Annotated in this window: 22 protein-coding genes; 12 read left to right on the forward strand and 10 right to left on the reverse strand. The window is 30.5% G+C overall.

Going from position 1 to position 18,381, the window contains the following annotated elements; all coding sequences use genetic code 11:
- The first annotated feature begins 32 nt into the window (after positions 1-32).
- From tsaE to K8354_RS07425, 3 genes are all read left to right on the forward strand, one after another.
- Positions 33-443, forward strand: a complete 411-nt coding sequence (tsaE, locus tag K8354_RS07415; RefSeq protein WP_223446857.1) for a tRNA (adenosine(37)-N6)-threonylcarbamoyltransferase complex ATPase subunit type 1 TsaE — start codon at positions 33-35, stop codon at positions 441-443.
- A gap of 15 nt (positions 444-458) precedes the next feature.
- A complete protein-coding gene (locus K8354_RS07420) occupies positions 459-1,655 on the forward strand; it encodes an alanine dehydrogenase (RefSeq protein ID WP_223446859.1) in 1,197 nt (398 codons plus the stop codon).
- A 184-nt stretch (positions 1,656-1,839) separates the two neighbouring features.
- Positions 1,840-2,208, forward strand: a complete 369-nt coding sequence (locus K8354_RS07425) for a DUF4258 domain-containing protein (RefSeq protein ID WP_223446862.1) — start codon at positions 1,840-1,842, stop codon at positions 2,206-2,208.
- Between the two features lie 67 nt (positions 2,209-2,275).
- On the opposite strand, the gene K8354_RS07430 is transcribed toward K8354_RS07425, so the two are convergent.
- The gene (locus K8354_RS07430; protein WP_223446864.1) at positions 2,276-2,950 is read right to left on the reverse strand and encodes a TrmH family RNA methyltransferase; all 675 of its coding nucleotides are present in this window, start codon (positions 2,948-2,950) and stop codon (positions 2,276-2,278) included.
- 121 nt (positions 2,951-3,071) lie between these two features.
- On the opposite strand from K8354_RS07430, the gene K8354_RS07435 reads away from it, so the two are divergent.
- Complete coding sequence (locus tag K8354_RS07435; protein ID WP_223446866.1) at positions 3,072-3,752, forward strand: SIR2 family NAD-dependent protein deacylase; 681 nt, start codon at positions 3,072-3,074, stop codon at positions 3,750-3,752.
- Between the two features lie 418 nt (positions 3,753-4,170).
- Here K8354_RS07435 and K8354_RS07440 read toward each other — a convergent pair whose 3' ends face one another.
- From K8354_RS07440 to K8354_RS07480, 9 genes are all read right to left on the reverse strand, one after another.
- Complete coding sequence (locus tag K8354_RS07440) at positions 4,171-5,217, reverse strand: sensor histidine kinase (RefSeq protein ID WP_223446868.1); 1,047 nt, start codon at positions 5,215-5,217, stop codon at positions 4,171-4,173.
- Positions 5,217-6,356 carry an FIST signal transduction protein gene (locus K8354_RS07445; protein ID WP_223446870.1) on the reverse strand — a complete coding sequence of 380 codons (1,140 nt, stop codon included), beginning with the start codon at positions 6,354-6,356 and terminating at the stop codon, positions 5,217-5,219. The genes K8354_RS07440 and K8354_RS07445 overlap by 1 nt, the downstream gene beginning before the upstream one ends.
- Before the next feature lie 439 nt (positions 6,357-6,795).
- Positions 6,796-7,335 (reverse strand): heme NO-binding domain-containing protein, encoded by a 540-nt coding sequence (locus tag K8354_RS07450; protein ID WP_223446872.1) that lies wholly within the window; start codon positions 7,333-7,335, stop codon positions 6,796-6,798.
- A gap of 1 nt (position 7,336) precedes the next feature.
- Positions 7,337-7,750, reverse strand: a complete 414-nt coding sequence (locus K8354_RS07455; RefSeq protein ID WP_223446874.1) for a response regulator — start codon at positions 7,748-7,750, stop codon at positions 7,337-7,339.
- Positions 7,751-7,906: 156 nt separating this feature from the next.
- Positions 7,907-8,374 carry a DUF6495 family protein gene (locus tag K8354_RS07460; protein ID WP_223446876.1) on the reverse strand — a complete coding sequence of 156 codons (468 nt, stop codon included), beginning with the start codon at positions 8,372-8,374 and terminating at the stop codon, positions 7,907-7,909.
- 362 nt (positions 8,375-8,736) lie between these two features.
- Entirely contained in the window at positions 8,737-9,516 is a 780-nt protein-coding gene (locus K8354_RS07465; RefSeq protein WP_223446878.1) for a YaiO family outer membrane beta-barrel protein, read from the reverse strand.
- The gene (locus K8354_RS07470; protein ID WP_223446880.1) at positions 9,506-10,189 is read right to left on the reverse strand and encodes a hypothetical protein; all 684 of its coding nucleotides are present in this window, start codon (positions 10,187-10,189) and stop codon (positions 9,506-9,508) included. Before K8354_RS07470 ends, K8354_RS07465 begins: the two co-directional genes overlap by 11 nt.
- Positions 10,179-10,478, reverse strand: coding sequence for a hypothetical protein (locus tag K8354_RS07475; RefSeq protein WP_223446882.1), 300 nt, complete (start codon positions 10,476-10,478; stop codon positions 10,179-10,181). Before K8354_RS07475 ends, K8354_RS07470 begins: the two co-directional genes overlap by 11 nt.
- Before the next feature lie 140 nt (positions 10,479-10,618).
- Positions 10,619-10,987, reverse strand: a complete 369-nt coding sequence (locus tag K8354_RS07480; protein ID WP_223446884.1) for a response regulator transcription factor — start codon at positions 10,985-10,987, stop codon at positions 10,619-10,621.
- A 135-nt stretch (positions 10,988-11,122) separates the two neighbouring features.
- On the opposite strand from K8354_RS07480, the gene K8354_RS07485 reads away from it, so the two are divergent.
- The 8 genes from K8354_RS07485 to K8354_RS07520 all read left to right on the forward strand — a co-directional run bounded on the left by K8354_RS07485 (position 11,123) and on the right by K8354_RS07520 (position 18,345).
- On the forward strand, positions 11,123-11,497 hold the full coding sequence (locus K8354_RS07485) for an Hpt domain-containing protein (protein WP_223446886.1): 375 nt from the start codon (positions 11,123-11,125) through the stop codon (positions 11,495-11,497).
- Between the two features lie 16 nt (positions 11,498-11,513).
- Positions 11,514-13,070, forward strand: coding sequence for an NAD(P)/FAD-dependent oxidoreductase (locus K8354_RS07490; protein ID WP_223446888.1), 1,557 nt, complete (start codon positions 11,514-11,516; stop codon positions 13,068-13,070).
- 64 nt (positions 13,071-13,134) lie between these two features.
- A complete protein-coding gene (locus K8354_RS07495; RefSeq protein WP_223446890.1) occupies positions 13,135-13,575 on the forward strand; it encodes an ATP-dependent zinc protease family protein in 441 nt (146 codons plus the stop codon).
- Positions 13,572-14,447, forward strand: a complete 876-nt coding sequence (rimK, locus tag K8354_RS07500; RefSeq protein ID WP_223446892.1) for a 30S ribosomal protein S6--L-glutamate ligase — start codon at positions 13,572-13,574, stop codon at positions 14,445-14,447. The genes K8354_RS07495 and rimK overlap by 4 nt, the downstream gene beginning before the upstream one ends.
- The gene (locus tag K8354_RS07505) at positions 14,437-15,387 is read left to right on the forward strand and encodes a succinylglutamate desuccinylase/aspartoacylase family protein (RefSeq protein ID WP_223446894.1); all 951 of its coding nucleotides are present in this window, start codon (positions 14,437-14,439) and stop codon (positions 15,385-15,387) included. Before rimK ends, K8354_RS07505 begins: the two co-directional genes overlap by 11 nt.
- A gap of 176 nt (positions 15,388-15,563) precedes the next feature.
- Entirely contained in the window at positions 15,564-16,769 is a 1,206-nt protein-coding gene (locus tag K8354_RS07510; RefSeq protein ID WP_223446896.1) for a PGAP1-like alpha/beta domain-containing protein, read from the forward strand.
- Positions 16,770-16,907: 138 nt separating this feature from the next.
- Positions 16,908-17,585, forward strand: a complete 678-nt coding sequence (trmD, locus tag K8354_RS07515) for a tRNA (guanosine(37)-N1)-methyltransferase TrmD (protein ID WP_223446898.1) — start codon at positions 16,908-16,910, stop codon at positions 17,583-17,585.
- Complete coding sequence (locus K8354_RS07520; RefSeq protein ID WP_223446900.1) at positions 17,578-18,345, forward strand: glycosyltransferase; 768 nt, start codon at positions 17,578-17,580, stop codon at positions 18,343-18,345. The genes trmD and K8354_RS07520 overlap by 8 nt, the downstream gene beginning before the upstream one ends.
- Positions 18,346-18,381 lie beyond the last annotated feature (36 nt).

Below are 18,381 nucleotides of genomic sequence, written 5' to 3' on the forward strand. Positions count from 1 at the left end.
ATTTAATAATATATCTTTATTATTTTTGCAACATGAATAAAAACTATTCTCTAAAAGAGCTTTCTAAAATTTCTTCTGAAATTATTTCAGCAGCAAAAAATAAAACACTGCTTTTTTACGGCCAGATGGGTGTTGGCAAAACCACACTCATCAAAGAAATTTGCAAACAATTGAAGGTTACAGATACCATCTCGTCGCCTACATTTTCTTTGGTCAACGAATATCAAACATCAAAAAATAGTAAAATTTTTCATTTCGATTTTTATAGAATTACGCAGGAAGAAGAGGCTTTAGACATGGGGATTGAAGAATATTTTGACAATGATGCTTGGTGCTTGATTGAATGGCCAGAAAATATAGAAAATTTATTACCTTTAGGTGCTGTAGAAATTCATTTAAGTATTTTAGAAGATGGAAACCGCAATATTCAACTAATACAATAACATAAACTATAATTTATGAGTCAATTTTCTCCTTTTAGTAAAGAAGAACTACTACCGCAAACCGAAATGCTGGAAATTAAAAAGAGAAAAGGTGAATTATTTATCGGGATCCCTAAAGAAACTTACACGGGTGAAAAACGTATTTGCTTAACGCCAGATGCCGTTACAGCGCTTTCTGCAAACGGACACAGAATCGTTATCGAAACTGGTGCTGGTGATGGTGCTAATTTTACAGATAAAGAATATTCCGAAGCTGGTGCAAAAATTTCGTACGATTCAGAGGAAGCATTTAAATGCAACATTGTTTTAAAAGTTGCGCCACCAACTGAAGAAGAAATTAGCTATCTAAACCCGCAAACAATTTTAATTTCATCGCTTCAGCTAAAAACACAATCTAAAAAATACTTTGAAAGTTTAGCTAAAAAAAGAATTACAGCGGTGGCTTTCGATTACATTAAGGATGACCAGGACACCTACCCTATTGTAAAATCTTTGAGTGAAATTGCTGGTACGGCATCTATCTTAATTGCTGGTGAGTTGATGAGTGGCGTAAATAAAGGAAACGGTTTGTTATTCGGAAATATTGGTGGCGTGCCGCCAACAAGTGTTGTTATTTTTGGAGCAGGAACTGTTGGAGAGTTTGCCGCCAAAACTGCTTTAGGTTTTGGCGCTAGAGTGAAAGTTTTTGATAACTCAATTACTAAATTAAGAAATTTACAAAGGTATTTGCCCGGACCAATTTATACCTCTACAGTGCAACCAAAATCAATAGCAAAAGCAATAATGCGCTGCGATGTTGCTATCGGTGCCATTAGAGGAAAAAACAGATCTCCTATTGTGGTAACAGAAACGATGATTGAGCAGATGAAAGAAGGTGCTGTTATCGTGGATGTTAGTATCGATAGAGGTGGTTGTTTTGAAACCTCTAATGTTACTTCTCATAACTCCCCAACCTTTGTAAAACATGGTGTTATTCATTATTGTGTGCCGAATATTCCTTCGAGATATGCTAGAACAGCTTCCGTTTCTATCAGTAATATTTTTACACCTTATTTATTAGATATCGCCGCAGAAGGTGGTTTTGAAAATGCTGCACGTTTTGATAAAAGCTTACGAAACGGCATGTATTTTTATCACGGAATCTTAACGAATAGAACGGTTGCAGATTGGTTTGATTTACCTTTTAGAGATATTAACTTATTAATCGTATAAAGAGATAACTCAAATACAAAAAGCGTTTGGGATCAGAACTTGTAGTATAAAAATTTTGTTTGATTTTTTTTAAACTAGATTCAAGTAATAATAAAATTTAACTTTACAAACTCTTTAAAATAAGTTCTCATTAAACAGCAAGAAACAACTCAATTTCCATAAATTTGCAATTCAAAATTTTAAAATGCTTCTTAAAAGAATAGGGTATTATTTAGTAGGTTTTTCATTAGGTGCCGTAGGTGTCTATTTCTTTTGGCAGAAAAAAAATGCAACTTTCGATTACGGACCGGATGCCAGAACCTTAAAAACGATCAGAATTAGAAAACGAGTATTTTCTGCTGAAGCTAAAAAATCGATGGAAAAATATAATATAGATACCACCAAAGTTTCTACTATTTTATATTTGGGTGATGTTGATTTCGGAAAAGGGAAACCTAGAGAAAAACCCTGCGCAGAATACTACGTTACAGGTAAAGACGCGTTAAAAAATGTTCATTTGTATGTTAAGCGTTGCGACTCTACATCCACTATTGAGAAAGTAATGGTAGACTAGTTTTTAGATTGAATAGATCTCAACGATCAATAAGCTCCTGAAACTTCTAATTCATTTTGTAAAAAACTCACTCCTTTAGATTACGATAATACAAGTCCTCAATTTTATCAACATTTTTAATTGTTTTTTTTAACCAATCAAAATATAAAATCTCCTTTTCTTGTGCTGATAATTGCCAATCTATATTGGAGCCTCTTAACTTTGTTGTTACCTCTTGAAGAATAATCGCTGCCGCAACTGAGATATTTAAGCTTTCTGTAAAACCAACCATCGGTATCTTTAGAAATCCATCGGCTTGGTTTTTTACAGTTTCCGAAACACCCTCTGCTTCTGCTCCTAAAATAAATGCCGTTTTTTTATGGATATCAAAATCTTGTAAAAAGCAAGAATCATTGTGTGGCGTTGTTGCTATAATTTGATAGCCATTTTTCTTTAAAGCATGGATACATGATGCTGTATTGTTACCATCTGAATTGTAGCGCGTAGAAGTAATCCATTTTTGGGCACCTTTTGCAACGTGTCTGGAGACTCTATTTACATATTTATTTTCAATAACATGTACATCTTGTATTCCAAAAATATCACAAGTTCTAACCACTGCACTTGCATTATGAGGCTGATAAATATCTTCTAAAACTAAAGTAAAATGCTTGGTTCTATTCTCTAAAACATTTTTAAAGGTTTCTTTTCGTTTCTCTGTTAAATAGCCTTCAAAATAATTTAATAGGTTTTTATCAATCATATTTACAAACTTATCATTTATTTATTATATTTTCGAAATATCTAAAAATATTTGGTTGTATATTCTTCAAAATTTTAAAATTAAATCTTGTAAGCCTCACATCCTAAAAACTATAAAATAGATGAAAAAACTTGTTGTGTTAACTGGTGCAGGAATTTCCGCTGAGAGCGGCATCAATACTTTTAGAGGTAGCAATGGTTTGTGGGAAGGTCATGACGTTACTAAAGTTGCGAGTCCTGAGGGTTTTGCTAGAAATCCTCAATTAGTTTTAGATTTTTACAATCAACGCAGAAAACAATTGCTCGAGGTTTTACCCAATAAAGCGCATTATAATTTAGTGGATTTAGAAACCGATTTTGATGTTGAAATAATTACCCAAAATATAGATGATTTGCACGAACGAGCCGGAAGCTCTAAAGTAATCCATTTGCATGGAGAGCTTCTTAAAGTTAGAAGTTCTATTGATGAAAACCTGATTTTAGATTGGAGAAAAGATTTATTTTTAGGCGATTTATGTCATAAAAAAAGCCAATTAAGGCCTCATATTGTGTGGTTTGGTGAAATGGTGCCGATGTTAAACAAAGCAGCTGAAATTGTTCAAAAAGCGGATGTTTTGATCATTATCGGAACGTCAATGCAAGTATATCCTGCTGCGAGCTTGATACATTATACACAACCTAATATTCCGATTTATTTTATTGATCCTAAACCGGCGGTTTCTGAAAATAATTTTGAAAATTTAACCATTATTAAAAATGTGGCAAGCTCTGGAACTACTGAGCTACTTCGCTTATTGCTTTAAGACCTTCCGAAGAGTATTTGATTTTAAATTATGATGATTCACTATTGCATTTATTTTATAAAAAGATCCATTGTTGTCCGATAAAAGATAAAAAGACCGCTTTCGCTGTTAGAATCAAGAACAAAGACTTGAATGTAACTAACTGAAAAACAATATCATTACGATTTTAAATTTTTCGATACATCATAAATTCTAAAGCGGTTTTAATAGTAAGATGTACTACTTTAAAAACTCTTAAAAATCAAGACTATCAATACTTAAAAAACACTTTAGTTAATTTTAATCGGACAACACTAAAAAAGATCTTTTTTAAAACGCAAAATAGCATTTAGAACTATTGTAAGCAAAAGCATTCCTGTAAATTTAGATTAAGAAGGAGTTAATCCTTTAGTATTCAAAAAAATTTAAACCGTTGGTCTTATTTTTTTAAGGTAAATGTAAAAGTTGTTTCAATATTTAAGGTTGATTTTATAGAAATTTCACCTTCATAAGCTTCCACAATTTTTTGAACAATTGACAAACCTATTCCTGCAGATTTAAAGTCGTCTTCCAATTTTTGAAAAGCCATAAAAATTTTATCAAAATAATTTTTTTCAATTCCTTTTCCGTTATCTTTAATTGAAAATTTCCAAAAATTAGGTTCTTCATAACATTTAATTTCTACGAAACCTTTTTCTCCTTTGTCATTAAATTTTACAGCATTTTCAATTAAATGATAAAAAAGTAACTCTAACCTATGCTTATCTCCATAAATGGTTGGAAATTTATCTAATTTTAAAATTTTAACATCATTTGGGTTGTTAATTTTTAAGATTAGACCAGCTACTAAACTATTCAAGTCTACTTTGTAACGCTCTTTTTCTGTTTTACCAATTGTTGAATACTGTAAAATACCACGAATTACGGTATCCATTTTCTCTACATTCTCTCTAATTAAATTGATAATATTTCTTCCGTCTCCCCCCAATTCATTTTCATAATCTGCTTTCATCCAACTAGTTAAAGCATCTATACTTTGTAGTGGTGTTTTTAAATCATGAGAAACCATGTGTGTGTAATCATTTAATTCCTGATTTTGACGCTCTAAGCTAGCGACTAATCTATCTTTTTGTTTATTAATTTCAAGAATATCTTTTGTTTTATCGTCAATAAAACCTGCTAATGCCAAAGAATCTAAATTTTCTAAATTTTTTGCTTCATCTAAATCATAAAACTTTAACGTATTTACAACATTATTTAATTTAGAAATTATTTCTTTTTGCGATTTCGACTCTTGTTTTAACTGTTTATTAGATTCGTAAAGTTCTTCAGAACTAATAGATGCTGCTCTTTGTAATAATATAAACTGATCTTCTGAGTTGGTATAAGATTTATCTACAGCATTTAAAAAAAGATCTAAATCCTTATTAGCTTGTAGCTCTTTTGGCAAATATTTTCTTAATTGTCTTTTTAATAAAGAGTTCATTATTCGCTAATTAGAGTAATTGCCATTGTTTGGTTGTGCAATTGGCAGTTCATTTCACTATTAAAAGGGGCAATTTCTCCATAGGAATAGAATCCACAAACTGTAGTTTCTTTACCAATAACCTCTATTACTTCCTCTACCTCTTCCTCTACTCTTTGATCTAGAACTAATTTTCTACCAATACAACTTACTAAAATTGCTAATTCTGGCTTATTATTTCTATGCTCTAATGCCTGCACTGCTCCAATTTCTGCCGCACTTATAATGTTATCTACATTCGTCATCATCAGCTGCACATAAGAACCTTCTACAATATCACCTGCTAAAATCATCGAGTTTTCTTTTTCATCAATCGTTAAAATTGTTCTTACAATTGATTTATTTTTATCAGAAAATTTTACATTTAAAGGAAACAACAATGCTGCTCCTGGTAATTCTTTAGATTTATCGCCTAAATATTTTTTATATAAATCTAGAGCAGGTTTACCGTCTAATTCATACAAAATATTGTCTTTAGATTTGGTAATTAATCGTTCTGGACCAAAAGGAATCCAACCTCCGTTGGATGCAAAAGAAACTTCTAAATGATCTCCATATAAACCTACAGCTACAATTTCTCCTTCTTTAGGAAGTTCATTGTAAGAAGAAAAAGTTTTCTCAAATCTTTCTGAATCCCCACACAAGCCCCCAGTAATTAAAAGATTATTTTTAGTTGCAGCGTTCATTCCCAAAGCGAGTTGACTTCCATTTATAAAGCTACCTTCAGAAACTACAAAAACATATTTTAAGCCTTCTTCTGGAAATTGTTCTATTAATTGCCTACCAACAGTAAAGCTATCAATTTGATTTCCAGCATCTAAAACATTCGATTTTTTTATAGTAAAATAACTTTTTTCAAATTCAATTGCGGTTATTGTAATAGACTCCTCATCTACAGATTCTGAGGTAATATCTCCAGCAGTTGATCCAAAAACAAGATGACCGTCTTTAAAAACTGCTCTTATTTCATCAAAAACATTTTTGTCTTGCAACATATATCTATCCCCAAAAATCAGAACTAAAGGAGCCTTTAAGTTTTGTTTTTCTGATACATATTCTATGCTATTATGTTTATTTTTCTTTAATTGAACAGTTTTCATTGTTTATTTCTTGAGGGTAGTAGACGGTTCCATGTAAATATTTAGATTTTTCACATAAAAAAATCTCTATAATTGTAAATTTACAAATTTTTAACTAAAAGCTCATTAAAACGTAACAAATTTTAAATTGCCTTTTTTCTTAAATAATTGTACCCTTTTGCTAACTAAATTATTAAAATAATTGACTAACTTTAGTCTCATCACCATTTAAAAGCAGGAGCTTTTTTAAAGTAGTTCCGAAAAAATTTTCAGGAATAAATAGGTTTGTTTTGAAACGTGATACAAATAAATTTACTTCTAACTAAATGAAACCGAGATTCAGATTACTAAAACCTCTTCTAATTTTAAATTTTAGTGTTTTCTAGAAAAATTGTTTTAAATTATTTTTACCAGTTTTTTGTTAAATCGAATTGTGGTAAAACAATATTTTCTTAACTCACTAATTTTTATTAATGACGAATCTAACTTCAGTGCCATCTTCATTTATTTTATGAAGAGCTATCGTTGCTGTGGCATTAAAATGCTCAAATGTTTTATTCATTAAACCCAATCCAAAATGATGCATGGCTCTGCTAGATTTGTATAGCATTGTTAAAGATTTTTCATCTTTTTTTTCTACAATAAAAGTAGGCAATTCGGCATCTGGATATATTTTTCTAACCTCTATATGAATATGATTTTCAATAGATGAAAGCATTTCTATAGGATCTTTATAAGTTGCTAGTAAACCTGGATAACTTGTTTCTATGATTGAAAAAAAATGCTCACCATAAACCAACAATAAATTATCGATAGAAACACTGGTATGTTTACTTAAACTTTGAAGTAATTGTAACATTTCAGAGAAACTGTAAGTACCCACAGATGTATAAATACCGCCAGAATCTAATTGAGATTCTGTAATAATTTTATCTACCGTTTCTAAACCAAATTTATCTTCAACTAAATCTAAAAATTCGGTAAATACAATTCCTTTCATATTATAATTTTCTTAATTCATTTGAACTCCAATATGCTAAAACAGTTTCAATTTTTTTTACATAATCTTCGTACTTTAAAGGCTTTAAAACATAACCAGACATCCCTGTTTTATAACATTCTAATAAATCTTTTTGATTGTTAGATGTTGTTAAAATTATGGTAGGAATATGTTTTAAATCATCATTAGCCTTCAAAATTTTAAGAAACTCTATTCCATTTATTTTAGGCATATTTAAATCAAGAAGAATAATATCTGGAATATTAGCTTTATCCTCTAAAAATTGCAAAGCTTCTTCACCGTTTTTGGCTTCATGTATGGTATGTTTTAGCTTTAATAATGAAATGGTTCTTTTCATTTTCATTATCTCTATTAAATTGTCTTCAACCAATAAAACCTTCAAAATTTTCTCCATTATTACTGTAAAGAATTAAATAAATAAAAATACAAAGCAAAGTAAGTTTAAAATAACTTAATTTTTATTAGAACCTGTTTAAAAGATAAAATGGTTCGTTAATATACCAAAAAGTATCGATGAACCGTTTTTTCTATTTCTATAAGTTAAAAAACATTACCCAACCAATTGACTAAAATAGTCAAAAATTTCACCTTTTGAGATGCCGCCTCCCTTTTCAATTAAATCAAAAACTTCTTGATTTCTTTCTAAATGATAAGGTTTTGAACCTTTAAAAATATCTACTGAATTATCCATAGGATTTTTCATCAACCACTCAAATCCTTTTTGATCTAGTAAATTGATATCCCAATTTACTTTAATCGCAATTCTATGAATTTCTTCTGCATCACACTTAAACAAATTAACCGTTGTTTCAGAAAAATGTTCTACATAGTTCGTTTTAGACATTACATCCTCCCAAACAACATCAGAAAATAGGTTCATCTCTTCTTCTGCCACATTGGGCTGTTCTTTTTTTATCTGATTCCATTCGGTTACATCTATTTTTTGACTTGCTAAAAACAGTGCAAATTCTTTGTGTAAATTCTCAAATTGTTCTTTGGTAAGTTGCCTATATTTCATGGTTCAAAAATACAATTTCAATATTAATTTTAAACCATCATCCTTAAAAAAACATGGATATCAATGTGCTCATAATTCTTACAGTTTTACAAGTGATAATTACACCTATTTAAACCGAACACCATAAGAAACGCCAAAAGATCCGAATACAAAATATTCTCCTTTTGCAAAGGGTTTTTCTTCTCTAAAACCCCCCGTTGTAAATCCCCAAATATTCTTTTTACTTTTTGATGTTAAAAAATACCCGAAATTAATACTTTGAGAATCTAATCTAAAAATTTCTGAGTCTTTAATTTCTATGCCATCAGAATTAGGAACGAAGCGGTCTACTGCTGGTGATGCTCCATAACCAATTTCTACATTTAAATAGTTTTGGGCATCACTTCTATACTTTCTATAAATAACCTACCAGAGGCACTCGTACCAGGAAAACCTGGAGTTACATAAGATCTTAACGCCCAATAACTATTGCCTGTATACCAACCTAAAGAACCTGTGTAAATAGTAGTTTCTGTAGAAAATTTTAACCATCTAAAGCCTAACGAAGCTTCAAAACTTTTTGGTAAAGATTTAAACAATTCTGCTCCATATCTAGCACTAGGGTTTAACGGACTTTGAGACCAACCTCCACTAACGTATGCATACAAACCTTTTACGATTCTAGGATATAAATCTATTTCTAATTGATAATTATCGGTTAAAAATCTATTTGTATAATTTATTTTTGCATTGATACTTCCGTATTTAGTTTGCCTAGCATATTGCACAGTTGTATAGTGCATATGATCTCGATCTTTATTCTGATACACTTCTAAAGAATAATCTATACTTAAGGTATTGAAACTTAAATCGCTCTCTAAAGAATTTTTATAATTTAAAACTTCTTCATTATCAGGATGCAATTTTACAGCCTGTTTCATTGTAATTAAGGCTTCTTGACTATTATTAGAATTTAGTTCTGCTTTTGCTTTTAGTTGCAAAAGATCGGCATCACCAGGGAAAACTAGTAATGCTTTTTGCACTAATTCTAACGATTTAAAATATTTTTCTGCGTACTGTTCATTTTTAACATAGGCGATCCAATCTGTTTTTCGTTCCTTGTCTTTATTTAAAACAATTCTTAAGATTTCATCAAACCCCATAACTATAATCTATAAAATGAATTATTTTATTGTGAGCTTCATCTTCTGATTTTTTTTCTAATTTGTCATATAAATTGACATCTATTTTTTTCAAAATACAGAGCGCCTTGTATCTAATCTCAAAGTGATCATTGTCTATATGACTCACAGCAAATAAAGTATCTTTTTTTGTTGCTGTTTTTTCTAATAAATTAAAAAAAGCTAATTTTTCTTTTATCGTTAAATCGCTATATCTATTTTTCAGTATTTCTTTAGCTTCAACAATCTCAAAATATGTTAATGTTTCGATTGTTTTCAACTTTATCTCCAGGTTCGCATGGTTTAATAGTGATAACATAATTTCTTTCGTGTCTAAAAGATTAAAATGTTTAACAAGAGTTAACACAAATAGTACAACATATTCATTTTCAGATTTTAACCATTTTGAAATGTCCTTTATTTTACGATCTTCAATTTTTTTTATTTCACCTAATAATTGTATTTGATCCCATTCTGATAAAGGCAATTTTAAATCATCTAAAAAATTTAATCCTTCCAATTCAAATAGTTCTAAGAAATAAAGGTGCGCCTCTCGCCTAACTTCTTCTCTTTTATGGTTGATAAATTTTTTTATTAAAGGTGCTACTTTCGTAACTTTAAATTGCCTTAAATCTCGAATACCTTCAACTACCAAGTACCAAGTACCATTTTTTACTTTTTAACTTTTTAACAGCATACTCTAATAAACCTAGCTTGTAGACTAATTTTTGCATTGTAACCACCATTTCTCCCGAAACTTCTTGCCTTAAATCAAAAAAAGTGGCAGTCATTATTTTTCTTTTTCTTTTACTTGGTAGCCCTTTTTTAAACTTCTTTAAGATCTTTTTTTGCTCACTGCTAAATTTTACACCTTCTTCATCTGCGTATAAAAATTCAATAAGCAACTTTTCTACGAATTCTGTATGTTTCAAGTTCTTTTTCACGATTTTCCGTGTATGATTTCGTACTACTTTTAGAAAGATAACTAAAAACACGATGATAATAATTAATAGTACAACTAGCGTCCAGATTAACTTCTCTACTATGGGAAACATCATAAAACCAAAAATAATGAACAATTAATTTACAGCAGCATTCTTTTTACTCTAATTAAAAGTTCACTTAAACTTAAGGGTTTACACATAAAATCGTTGGCTCCTAAATTAAATGCCCTTAAGACCATATCTTCTTGTCCGGATGAAGAAAAAACCAATATTGGTGTTTTACTATTTAACTGATTTCTTACATGACTAACCACTTCTAAACCCGTCATATAATCCATCATAATATCCGTTAAAATAAGGTCAGGATTTTCATTTTCAATAAATTCTATAGCCTCTTTTCCGTTTTTAGCCATCAGCATTTTAAAACCCTCTTTTTCTAAACGTGATTTTAAAAGGAGAGATAAAACAGAATTATCTTCTGCAAGCACAATTTTATTTTTATTTTTCACACCAAATAGTTTTCTAAAAAACAAATTATTTTAAACAAACTTAATAAAATATAAGTAAAAGCTTAGTAATAGTTTTTATTTATATTTGTATTTTATTTAAAAACAGAATTAGCCTCGCAAAACAAGCAAAGTAATATGGAAATTGAATCAATTTTAAAAAGTGATGTTGTAGACTTAACCTCTATAAAAAGTTTTTTTGCTTCGGATAAAGATATGCTCATTCAATTAATTAATGTGTATTTATCGGATACAATTCCAAGATTAGAAACTTTAGAAAAAAGCCTTACTGATTTAGATTATGAAGCAGTTAGAGGTATTTGTCATTTTTTAAAATCGTCATTAGGTTTAATGGGAGTTAGCTGTTTAGAAGAAGTGGCTATCCTTGAAAAACTAGCACAGAATAATGAAGATGAAGCAATTATTAAGCAAAAACTGAGTGCTATTATTCCTGTTATAAAAGAAAGTATTACCGAATACAAAATGATTTTAAACAAACTTGATGCTTTATAAGCTATCAATTTTATAGATGATAAAAGAAATACAATTACGCGTAAATTTAATTGAGGAGCGCCAAGAAAATAACCTCTTATATAAGGCTTCTAAACAATTAGGGATTGATAAAAATAAAATTTCTGCTGTAAAAGTTCTCCGTAAATCTATTGATGCTCGTAAAAAAGACATCATTTTTAACTACAAAGTTGCGGTTTATATCAACGAAGAAGTTCCTGAAAAACCTGATTATATTTTTGAATACCAAGACGTTTCTAACGCCAAAGAAATTCATATTATTGGTTTTGGTCCGGCAGGAATGTACGCCGCTTTGCGATGCATTGAACTAGGGTATAAACCGATTGTTTTAGAACGCGGAAAGAATGTTCAAGACAGACGAAGAGATTTAAAAGCCATCAATCAAGATCAAATTGTAAACGAAGATTCTAACTATTGTTTTGGTGAAGGAGGTGCAGGCACTTATTCTGATGGAAAACTCTATACAAGAAGTTTAAAACGTGGTGATGTTCGCAGAATTTTTGAAAATCTTGTTTTTCAAGGTGCAACCTCTCAAATTCTAGTAGATGCGCATCCGCATATTGGCACCAATAAATTACCCAAAATAATACAAAACATTCGTGAAACTATTTTAAAATTTGGAGGTGAAATACATTTCGAAACTAAAGTAATCGATTTTGTGGTGAATAACAACAAACTACAAGCTATTCAACTTCAAAATGGCAAAGAAATGACTGTAAATGCTGTTATTTTGGCAACGGGTCATTCGGCTAGAGATATTTACGAATTATTGCATAAAAAAGATATTGCTCTTAAAGCCAAATCTTTCGCAATGGGTGTTCGAGTGGAACATCCGCAAGAAATCATAGATCAAATTCAATACCATTGTTCTGGAAAAAGAGATGAACTTTTACCCGCTGCGGCGTATAGTTTAGTGCATCAAGTAAATAACAGAGGTGTGTATTCTTTCTGTATGTGTCCAGGCGGATTTATTGTTCCGGCAGCCACTGCAAACGGAGAAGTTGTGGTCAACGGAATGTCGCCTTCTAGAAGAAATAATAAGTTTGCCAATTCAGGAATTGTTGTAGAATTAGATATTGATAAAGATTTTAAAAAATACGAGAAATTTGGCGCTTTAAAAGGATTAGAATTTCAAAAAGATTTAGAGAAAATTGCTTTCTTTGCAGGCGGAAGAACACAAACAGCCCCAGCACAGCGGTTGGTAGATTTTGTTGATGGAAAACTCTCACCAGAATTAAATGATACTTCATATCAACCTGGATTAAATTCGGCTCCTTTACATTCGCTTTTACCAAAAATAATAGGAAGTAGATTGCGAAAAGGTTTTGTGGCTTTCGGACAAAAAATGCATGGTTATTATACCAATGAGGCCAATATTGTTGGGGTAGAATCTAGAACATCATCACCCGTAAATATCCCAAGAAAAGAAAATTTAGAGCATATAGAAATAAAAGGGTTGTTTCCTTGCGGAGAAGGTGGCGGATATGCAGGTGGTATTGTTTCTGCTGCCATGGATGGAGAACGGTGTGCAGAAGCTGCTATTTTAAATTTATAGAAGAATTGCAATGCCAATTCAGTAACAATCTATAACTTTACAGCTTATACCTTAAAACAACTGCATGAAAATTACTATTGGCCGAGAAGATAAAGCTGATTTTCCTGAATTTTTTTTAGAAGACATCGACCTTAAAATAGATTCAGGTGCTTATACATCTTCTATACATTGCTCAAATATTAAAGAAATTGAATTGGATGGAAAAAAAGTACTTAAATTTACACTTTTAGATCCAGAGCATATATTGTACAATAATAAAGAATTTATTTCAGAGGATTACACCTCTAAATTAGTAAAAAGTTCAAATGGAATTTCTGAAATGCGCTTTCGTATTCATACAAAAATCATCATTTTTAATAAAAATTTTCCTATTTATTTAACATTAAGCGAACGTAAAGACATGAAATTCCCCATACTTTTGGGAAGAAAATTTTTAAATAAAAAATTTATCATAGATACTGTAAAGAAAAATTTATCCCACAAAATAAAATATAATAAAATATGAGAATTGTAATTCTATCAAGAAACCCAAAGTTATACTCAACAAGAAGGTTGGTTGAAGCCGCTCAAAAGAGAAAACATGAGGTTTTTGTAGTAGATCACTTAAAATGTAATATTGAAATTGAGAAGAAAGCTCCTAAAATATATTATAAAGGTGAATATTTAGAAAATATTGATGCTATTATTCCTAGAATTGGTGCTTCTGTAACTTTTTATGGTACAGCAGTAATTCGCCAATTTGAAATGATGAAGGTTTTTACAGCTGTTTCTTCTATTGGTCTGGTAAGATCTCGAGATAAATTGAGTAGTTTACAAATTTTAGCAAGAGCTGGTGTTGGTTTGCCAAAAACAGTTTTTACAAATTATACAAAAGATGTAGAACACGTAATAGATTCTGTTGGAGGCACTCCTCTTGTCCTAAAGTTATTAGAAGGAACCCAAGGTTTAGGAGTTGTTTTAGCAGAAACTCAAAATGCAGCAACTTCGGTTTTAGAAGCTTTTAATGGCTTAGGTGCTAGAGTTATAGCACAAGAGTTTATCAAAGAAGCTGGCGGAGCAGATATTAGAGTTTTTGTAGTTGATGGCAAAGTGATTGGTGCGATGAAAAGACAAGGTAAAGAGGGTGAATTTAGATCTAATTTACACAGAGGAGGAAACGCATCTATCATAGAATTAACCGATGACGAGGAAAGAACTGCCTTAAAAGCTACGAAAGCAATGGGGTTAGGTGTTGCAGGTGTAGATATGCTGCAATCTTCTAAAGGACCTTTAGTTTTAGAAGTAAATTCTTCTCCTGGTTTAGAGGGTATAGAAGTAGCAACTGGTAAAAATATTGCGAAAGAAATCATACGTTATTTAGAATTAAATGTCGAATAAACCTTTTATACTTTTAGGAAAAGTAATTCCGGAAGGAAAACGTACTGTAATAGATTTAAAAATCGCTAAATTACATACAAGAACTACCGTGAATGTTCCTGTAATTATAGAGCGATCTCAAAATCCTGGTCCTGTAGTTTTACTACTATCGGGAATTCATGGAGACGAAACAAATGGAGTTGGTATTGTTAGAGAAATTATCAATCTAAAATTAAACAAACCCAAAAAAGGAACTATTATTTGTATTCCTGTTTTTAATATTTTTGGGTATTTAATACAAACTAGAGAATTTCCTGATGGTCGTGATTTAAACCGAATGTTTCCAGGAACTATTAATGGTTCTTTAGCAAGCCAATTTGCCTATCAATTTACAAAAGAAATTGCTCCTTTAGTAGATTATGTAATCGATTTTCATACAGGTGGCGGTGAGCGCGACAATATTGCACAAATAAGATGCAGTAAAGATGATGAAAAAGCGCTAGAACTAGCTAAGGTTTTTAACCCGCCGATGATTGTTTTCTCTGAAAATATCACAAAATCGTTAAGAGAAACTTTGCATAAAATGGGGAAAACCGTGTTACTTTTTGAAGGAGGAAAATCTAATGAATTGAATCCTACTATCATTAATGAGGGTGTAAACGGAACTAAAAATATTTTAATTCGACTTGGTTTAATCGAAGGAGAAATTACAGTGAAAGCAGTACCTGTTTTTGTTTATAAATCGAAATGGTTAAGAGCTTCAGATTCTGGCATGTTTAAAATAATGGCTAAAAATGGTTCTTTTGTAAAAAAAAGAGAGATTTTAGGGGTTATTCAAGATCCTTTTGGCGAGTTTAAAAAGAAAATATATGCACCTTTTAACTGTCATATTTTTTGCATTAATAAAACCCCGATTGTAAACAAAGGAGACGCTCTCTTTCATGTAAGTATTACTGATTAACCTATCATACCTGATTTCTAAACATATCGTACCGAAACTTCATAAAATTGTACGACTAAATAGTATATGTAGATTTAGAAAAATCTATATTTTTTTAGTAATTTTAAAGAATTCTAAAAATTGTATTTATCAAAAATGAAATCTTCAAAAGTTCATTTTTAAAAAAGTAGATAATCATGTCTAAAAAAGCAAAAAAGGATTTAGAAGTTCAAGGTCTTACCAATTTAATTATAGATGCTACTTTGGGTGTTACAGATGTGGTGGAAGCTATGCACAAAAAAATTGTACATCCTCCATTTTTACCGTCTACACCCATTCAAAACTTAATTACCAGTATTGCTACTATCACTTATAAAAACATCCGATGGAGTACGTTATTCGTGGGTAAAAATCTACATAAAATACTTGGACAATTAACCCCTACCATTGGTAATTTAAAAACTTCTGATAAAAAAGAAATCATACTTTCTGCTTTAAATGGTGTTATTGGTGATTATTTAGAGGATCAAGAAAATCCATTAAAAATAGAAATGCAATTTCGGTTTCAATCAAAAGCATTAAAGGTTTGTTCTGAGGATTTGAAAGCTACTTACTCAAATATTAATGGTAAAATTCTTTTGATGATACATGGATCTTGCATGAGTGACATTCAATGGACGCGAAAAAATCATAATCATGAAAAAATTTTATCCAAAGAGTTAGAAAAAACACCTGTTTACTTGCATTACAATTCGGGCAAACATATTTCTGCCAACGGTCAAAATTTAAATACTTCTTTAGAAGAACTATTAAAAAATTGGCCTGTTCCTGTTGAAGAGCTTATTATTATAGCGCATAGTATGGGTGGTTTAATTGCGAGAAGTGCTATATATTATGGACAACAAGAACAAAAAAACTGGACTAATCTGCTGAAAAAAGTAGTTTTTTTAGGAACTCCTCATCACGGATCACAGATTGAAAAAGCAGGCAATTATTTAGATATTATTTTAGAAACGGTTCCGTATACAAAACCTTTAGCTAGATTAGGAAAAATACGAAGTGCTGGTGTAACTGATTTACGATATGGCAATCTTGTAGATGAAGATTGGCAAAATAATGATCGCTTTGAGCTAAAAAGAGACCAAAGACAAAATATTCAGTTACCGAAAGAAATTGAATTTTATAGCATCGCAGCAATTATAGGAGAAAAAAAATCTTCTGCATCCTCAAAAATATTAGGAGATAATTTAGTTGATGTAAAAAGTGCATTAGGTCAACATAAAAACCCTGATAAAAACTTATCTTTTAAAGAGGAAAATACTTGGATTGCTTATGAAAATAATCATTTAGATTTGTTGAGTAATCCGAAAATAACAGCTAAATTAAAGAAATGGTTACTTTAGAAATTTCATTTATTTTAAACCGTAAAAATTCATTTTTACAATAAAACTTGTGAACTCAATTAAAATAAATCATTGTAAGTTAGCAAAATCAACTAAAAAGGGTCACTAAAGAACCGTTAAAAAACATACATTTACAACATGCGAATAGACATTATTTCCGTAGCACCTAATTTGTTAGAAAGTCCTTTTAATCATTCGATTATAAAACGTGCCAAAGAAAAAGGTTTGGCAGAAATTAAAGTTCATGATTTAAGAACTTATGGTTTAGGCAATTACAAACAAATTGATGACACCCAATTTGGTGGTGGCGCAGGTATGGTAATGATGATAGAACCGATAGCGAATTGCATTAAAAAACTACAATCTGAACGTGTTTATGACGAAGTTATTTACATGACCCCAGATGCCAAAACATTAAATCAAGGAACGGCAAATACGCTTTCTTTAAAAAAAAATATACTTATTTTAACAGGTCATTATAAAGGCGTAGATCATAGAATTAGAGAATTATTTATCACCAAAGAAATTTCAATTGGAGACTATGTTTTAACGGGTGGTGAATTAGCTGCCGCTGTTTTAGTAGACGCTGTAATTCGTTTAATTCCTGGTGTAATTGGTGATGAGCAATCTGCATTGACAGATTCTTTTCAAGATAATTTATTATCTCCGCCGGTGTATACAAGACCTTCGGATTATGAAGGAAATAAAGTTCCTGACATTCTATTATCGGGTAATTTTCCTAAAATTGAAGATTGGAGAAGTGACCAAGCTTATAAAAGAACAGAAGAAATAAGGCCTGATTTGTTAGATGAATAAAACGCACAAAATTTTTGAATTATGTATTGTAATTCCCTGTTATAATGAAGGCAAGCGCTTAAAATTTCATGAATTCAATCTATTTTTAAAAAAACACAAACAGGTACTTATCTGTTTCGTTAATGATGGTTCTTCGGATAACACAAATGTTGTTATACAACAATTTAACGCTTCTTTTTTAGAAAACAGCACACTACTCTCTTTAGAAAAAAACCAAGGAAAAGCAGAAGCCGTTAGACAAGGAATATTATTTGCAAATAAAAACTTTTCTTTTAAAAATATTGCATATTTAGATGCGGATTTATCAACCTCATTAGAAGAATGTTATAGAATTAGCCAACAAATTAAAGAGGAAACTATCTTTGCCTTTGGTTCTAGAGTATCAAAAATAGATACAAATATAGAACGAAAAAAATATCGTTTTTTAGTTGGACGATTTATTGCAACCTTAATTTCTATACAATTAGATTTAGCAGTTTATGATACGCAATGTGGTTGCAAAGTTTTTAAAAATGAAATTACAGCCCCTCTTTTTAAGGAGAAATTTATTTCTAAATGGCTGTTTGATGTTGAAATTTTTCATCGGTTAATTGTTCTTTATGGAAAACAAAATATGAAAATAATCTGTAAAGAAGAATCTCTAAATTCTTGGATTGATACTGATGACAGCAAAGTAAAAATGACTTATTTCTTAAAACTTTGGTTAGATTTATTAAGGATTAGAAATAGATATAAATCTGTAAAACAAATAATGAAATGAAACATTCATGATTAATTTTTAAACACACAGCGGAAT

This window comes from Polaribacter litorisediminis (assembly GCF_019968605.1).
Classification (GTDB): Bacteria; Bacteroidota; Bacteroidia; order Flavobacteriales; family Flavobacteriaceae; genus Polaribacter; species Polaribacter litorisediminis.

Excerpts from the sequence above, each read along its gene's own strand:
- tsaE (WP_223446857.1), top strand. The coding sequence starts at position 33 with ATGAATAAAAACTATTCTCTAAAAGAGCTTTCTAAAATTTCTTCTGAA.
- K8354_RS07420 (WP_223446859.1), top strand. The coding sequence starts at position 459 with ATGAGTCAATTTTCTCCTTTTAGTAAAGAAGAACTACTACCGCAAACC.
- K8354_RS07425 (WP_223446862.1), top strand. The coding sequence starts at position 1,840 with ATGCTTCTTAAAAGAATAGGGTATTATTTAGTAGGTTTTTCATTAGGT.
- K8354_RS07430 (WP_223446864.1), bottom strand. The coding sequence starts at position 2,950 with ATGATTGATAAAAACCTATTAAATTATTTTGAAGGCTATTTAACAGAG.
- K8354_RS07435 (WP_223446866.1), top strand. The coding sequence starts at position 3,072 with ATGAAAAAACTTGTTGTGTTAACTGGTGCAGGAATTTCCGCTGAGAGC.
- K8354_RS07440 (WP_223446868.1), bottom strand. The coding sequence starts at position 5,217 with ATGAACTCTTTATTAAAAAGACAATTAAGAAAATATTTGCCAAAAGAG.
- K8354_RS07445 (WP_223446870.1), bottom strand. The coding sequence starts at position 6,356 with ATGAAAACTGTTCAATTAAAGAAAAATAAACATAATAGCATAGAATAT.
- K8354_RS07450 (WP_223446872.1), bottom strand. The coding sequence starts at position 7,335 with ATGAAAGGAATTGTATTTACCGAATTTTTAGATTTAGTTGAAGATAAA.
- K8354_RS07455 (WP_223446874.1), bottom strand. The coding sequence starts at position 7,750 with ATGGAGAAAATTTTGAAGGTTTTATTGGTTGAAGACAATTTAATAGAG.
- K8354_RS07460 (WP_223446876.1), bottom strand. The coding sequence starts at position 8,374 with ATGAAATATAGGCAACTTACCAAAGAACAATTTGAGAATTTACACAAA.
- K8354_RS07465 (WP_223446878.1), bottom strand. The coding sequence starts at position 9,516 with ATGGGGTTTGATGAAATCTTAAGAATTGTTTTAAATAAAGACAAGGAA.
- K8354_RS07485 (WP_223446886.1), top strand. The coding sequence starts at position 11,123 with ATGGAAATTGAATCAATTTTAAAAAGTGATGTTGTAGACTTAACCTCT.
- K8354_RS07490 (WP_223446888.1), top strand. The coding sequence starts at position 11,514 with ATGATAAAAGAAATACAATTACGCGTAAATTTAATTGAGGAGCGCCAA.
- K8354_RS07495 (WP_223446890.1), top strand. The coding sequence starts at position 13,135 with ATGAAAATTACTATTGGCCGAGAAGATAAAGCTGATTTTCCTGAATTT.
- rimK (WP_223446892.1), top strand. The coding sequence starts at position 13,572 with ATGAGAATTGTAATTCTATCAAGAAACCCAAAGTTATACTCAACAAGA.
- K8354_RS07505 (WP_223446894.1), top strand. The coding sequence starts at position 14,437 with ATGTCGAATAAACCTTTTATACTTTTAGGAAAAGTAATTCCGGAAGGA.
- K8354_RS07510 (WP_223446896.1), top strand. The coding sequence starts at position 15,564 with ATGTCTAAAAAAGCAAAAAAGGATTTAGAAGTTCAAGGTCTTACCAAT.
- trmD (WP_223446898.1), top strand. The coding sequence starts at position 16,908 with ATGCGAATAGACATTATTTCCGTAGCACCTAATTTGTTAGAAAGTCCT.
- K8354_RS07520 (WP_223446900.1), top strand. The coding sequence starts at position 17,578 with ATGAATAAAACGCACAAAATTTTTGAATTATGTATTGTAATTCCCTGT.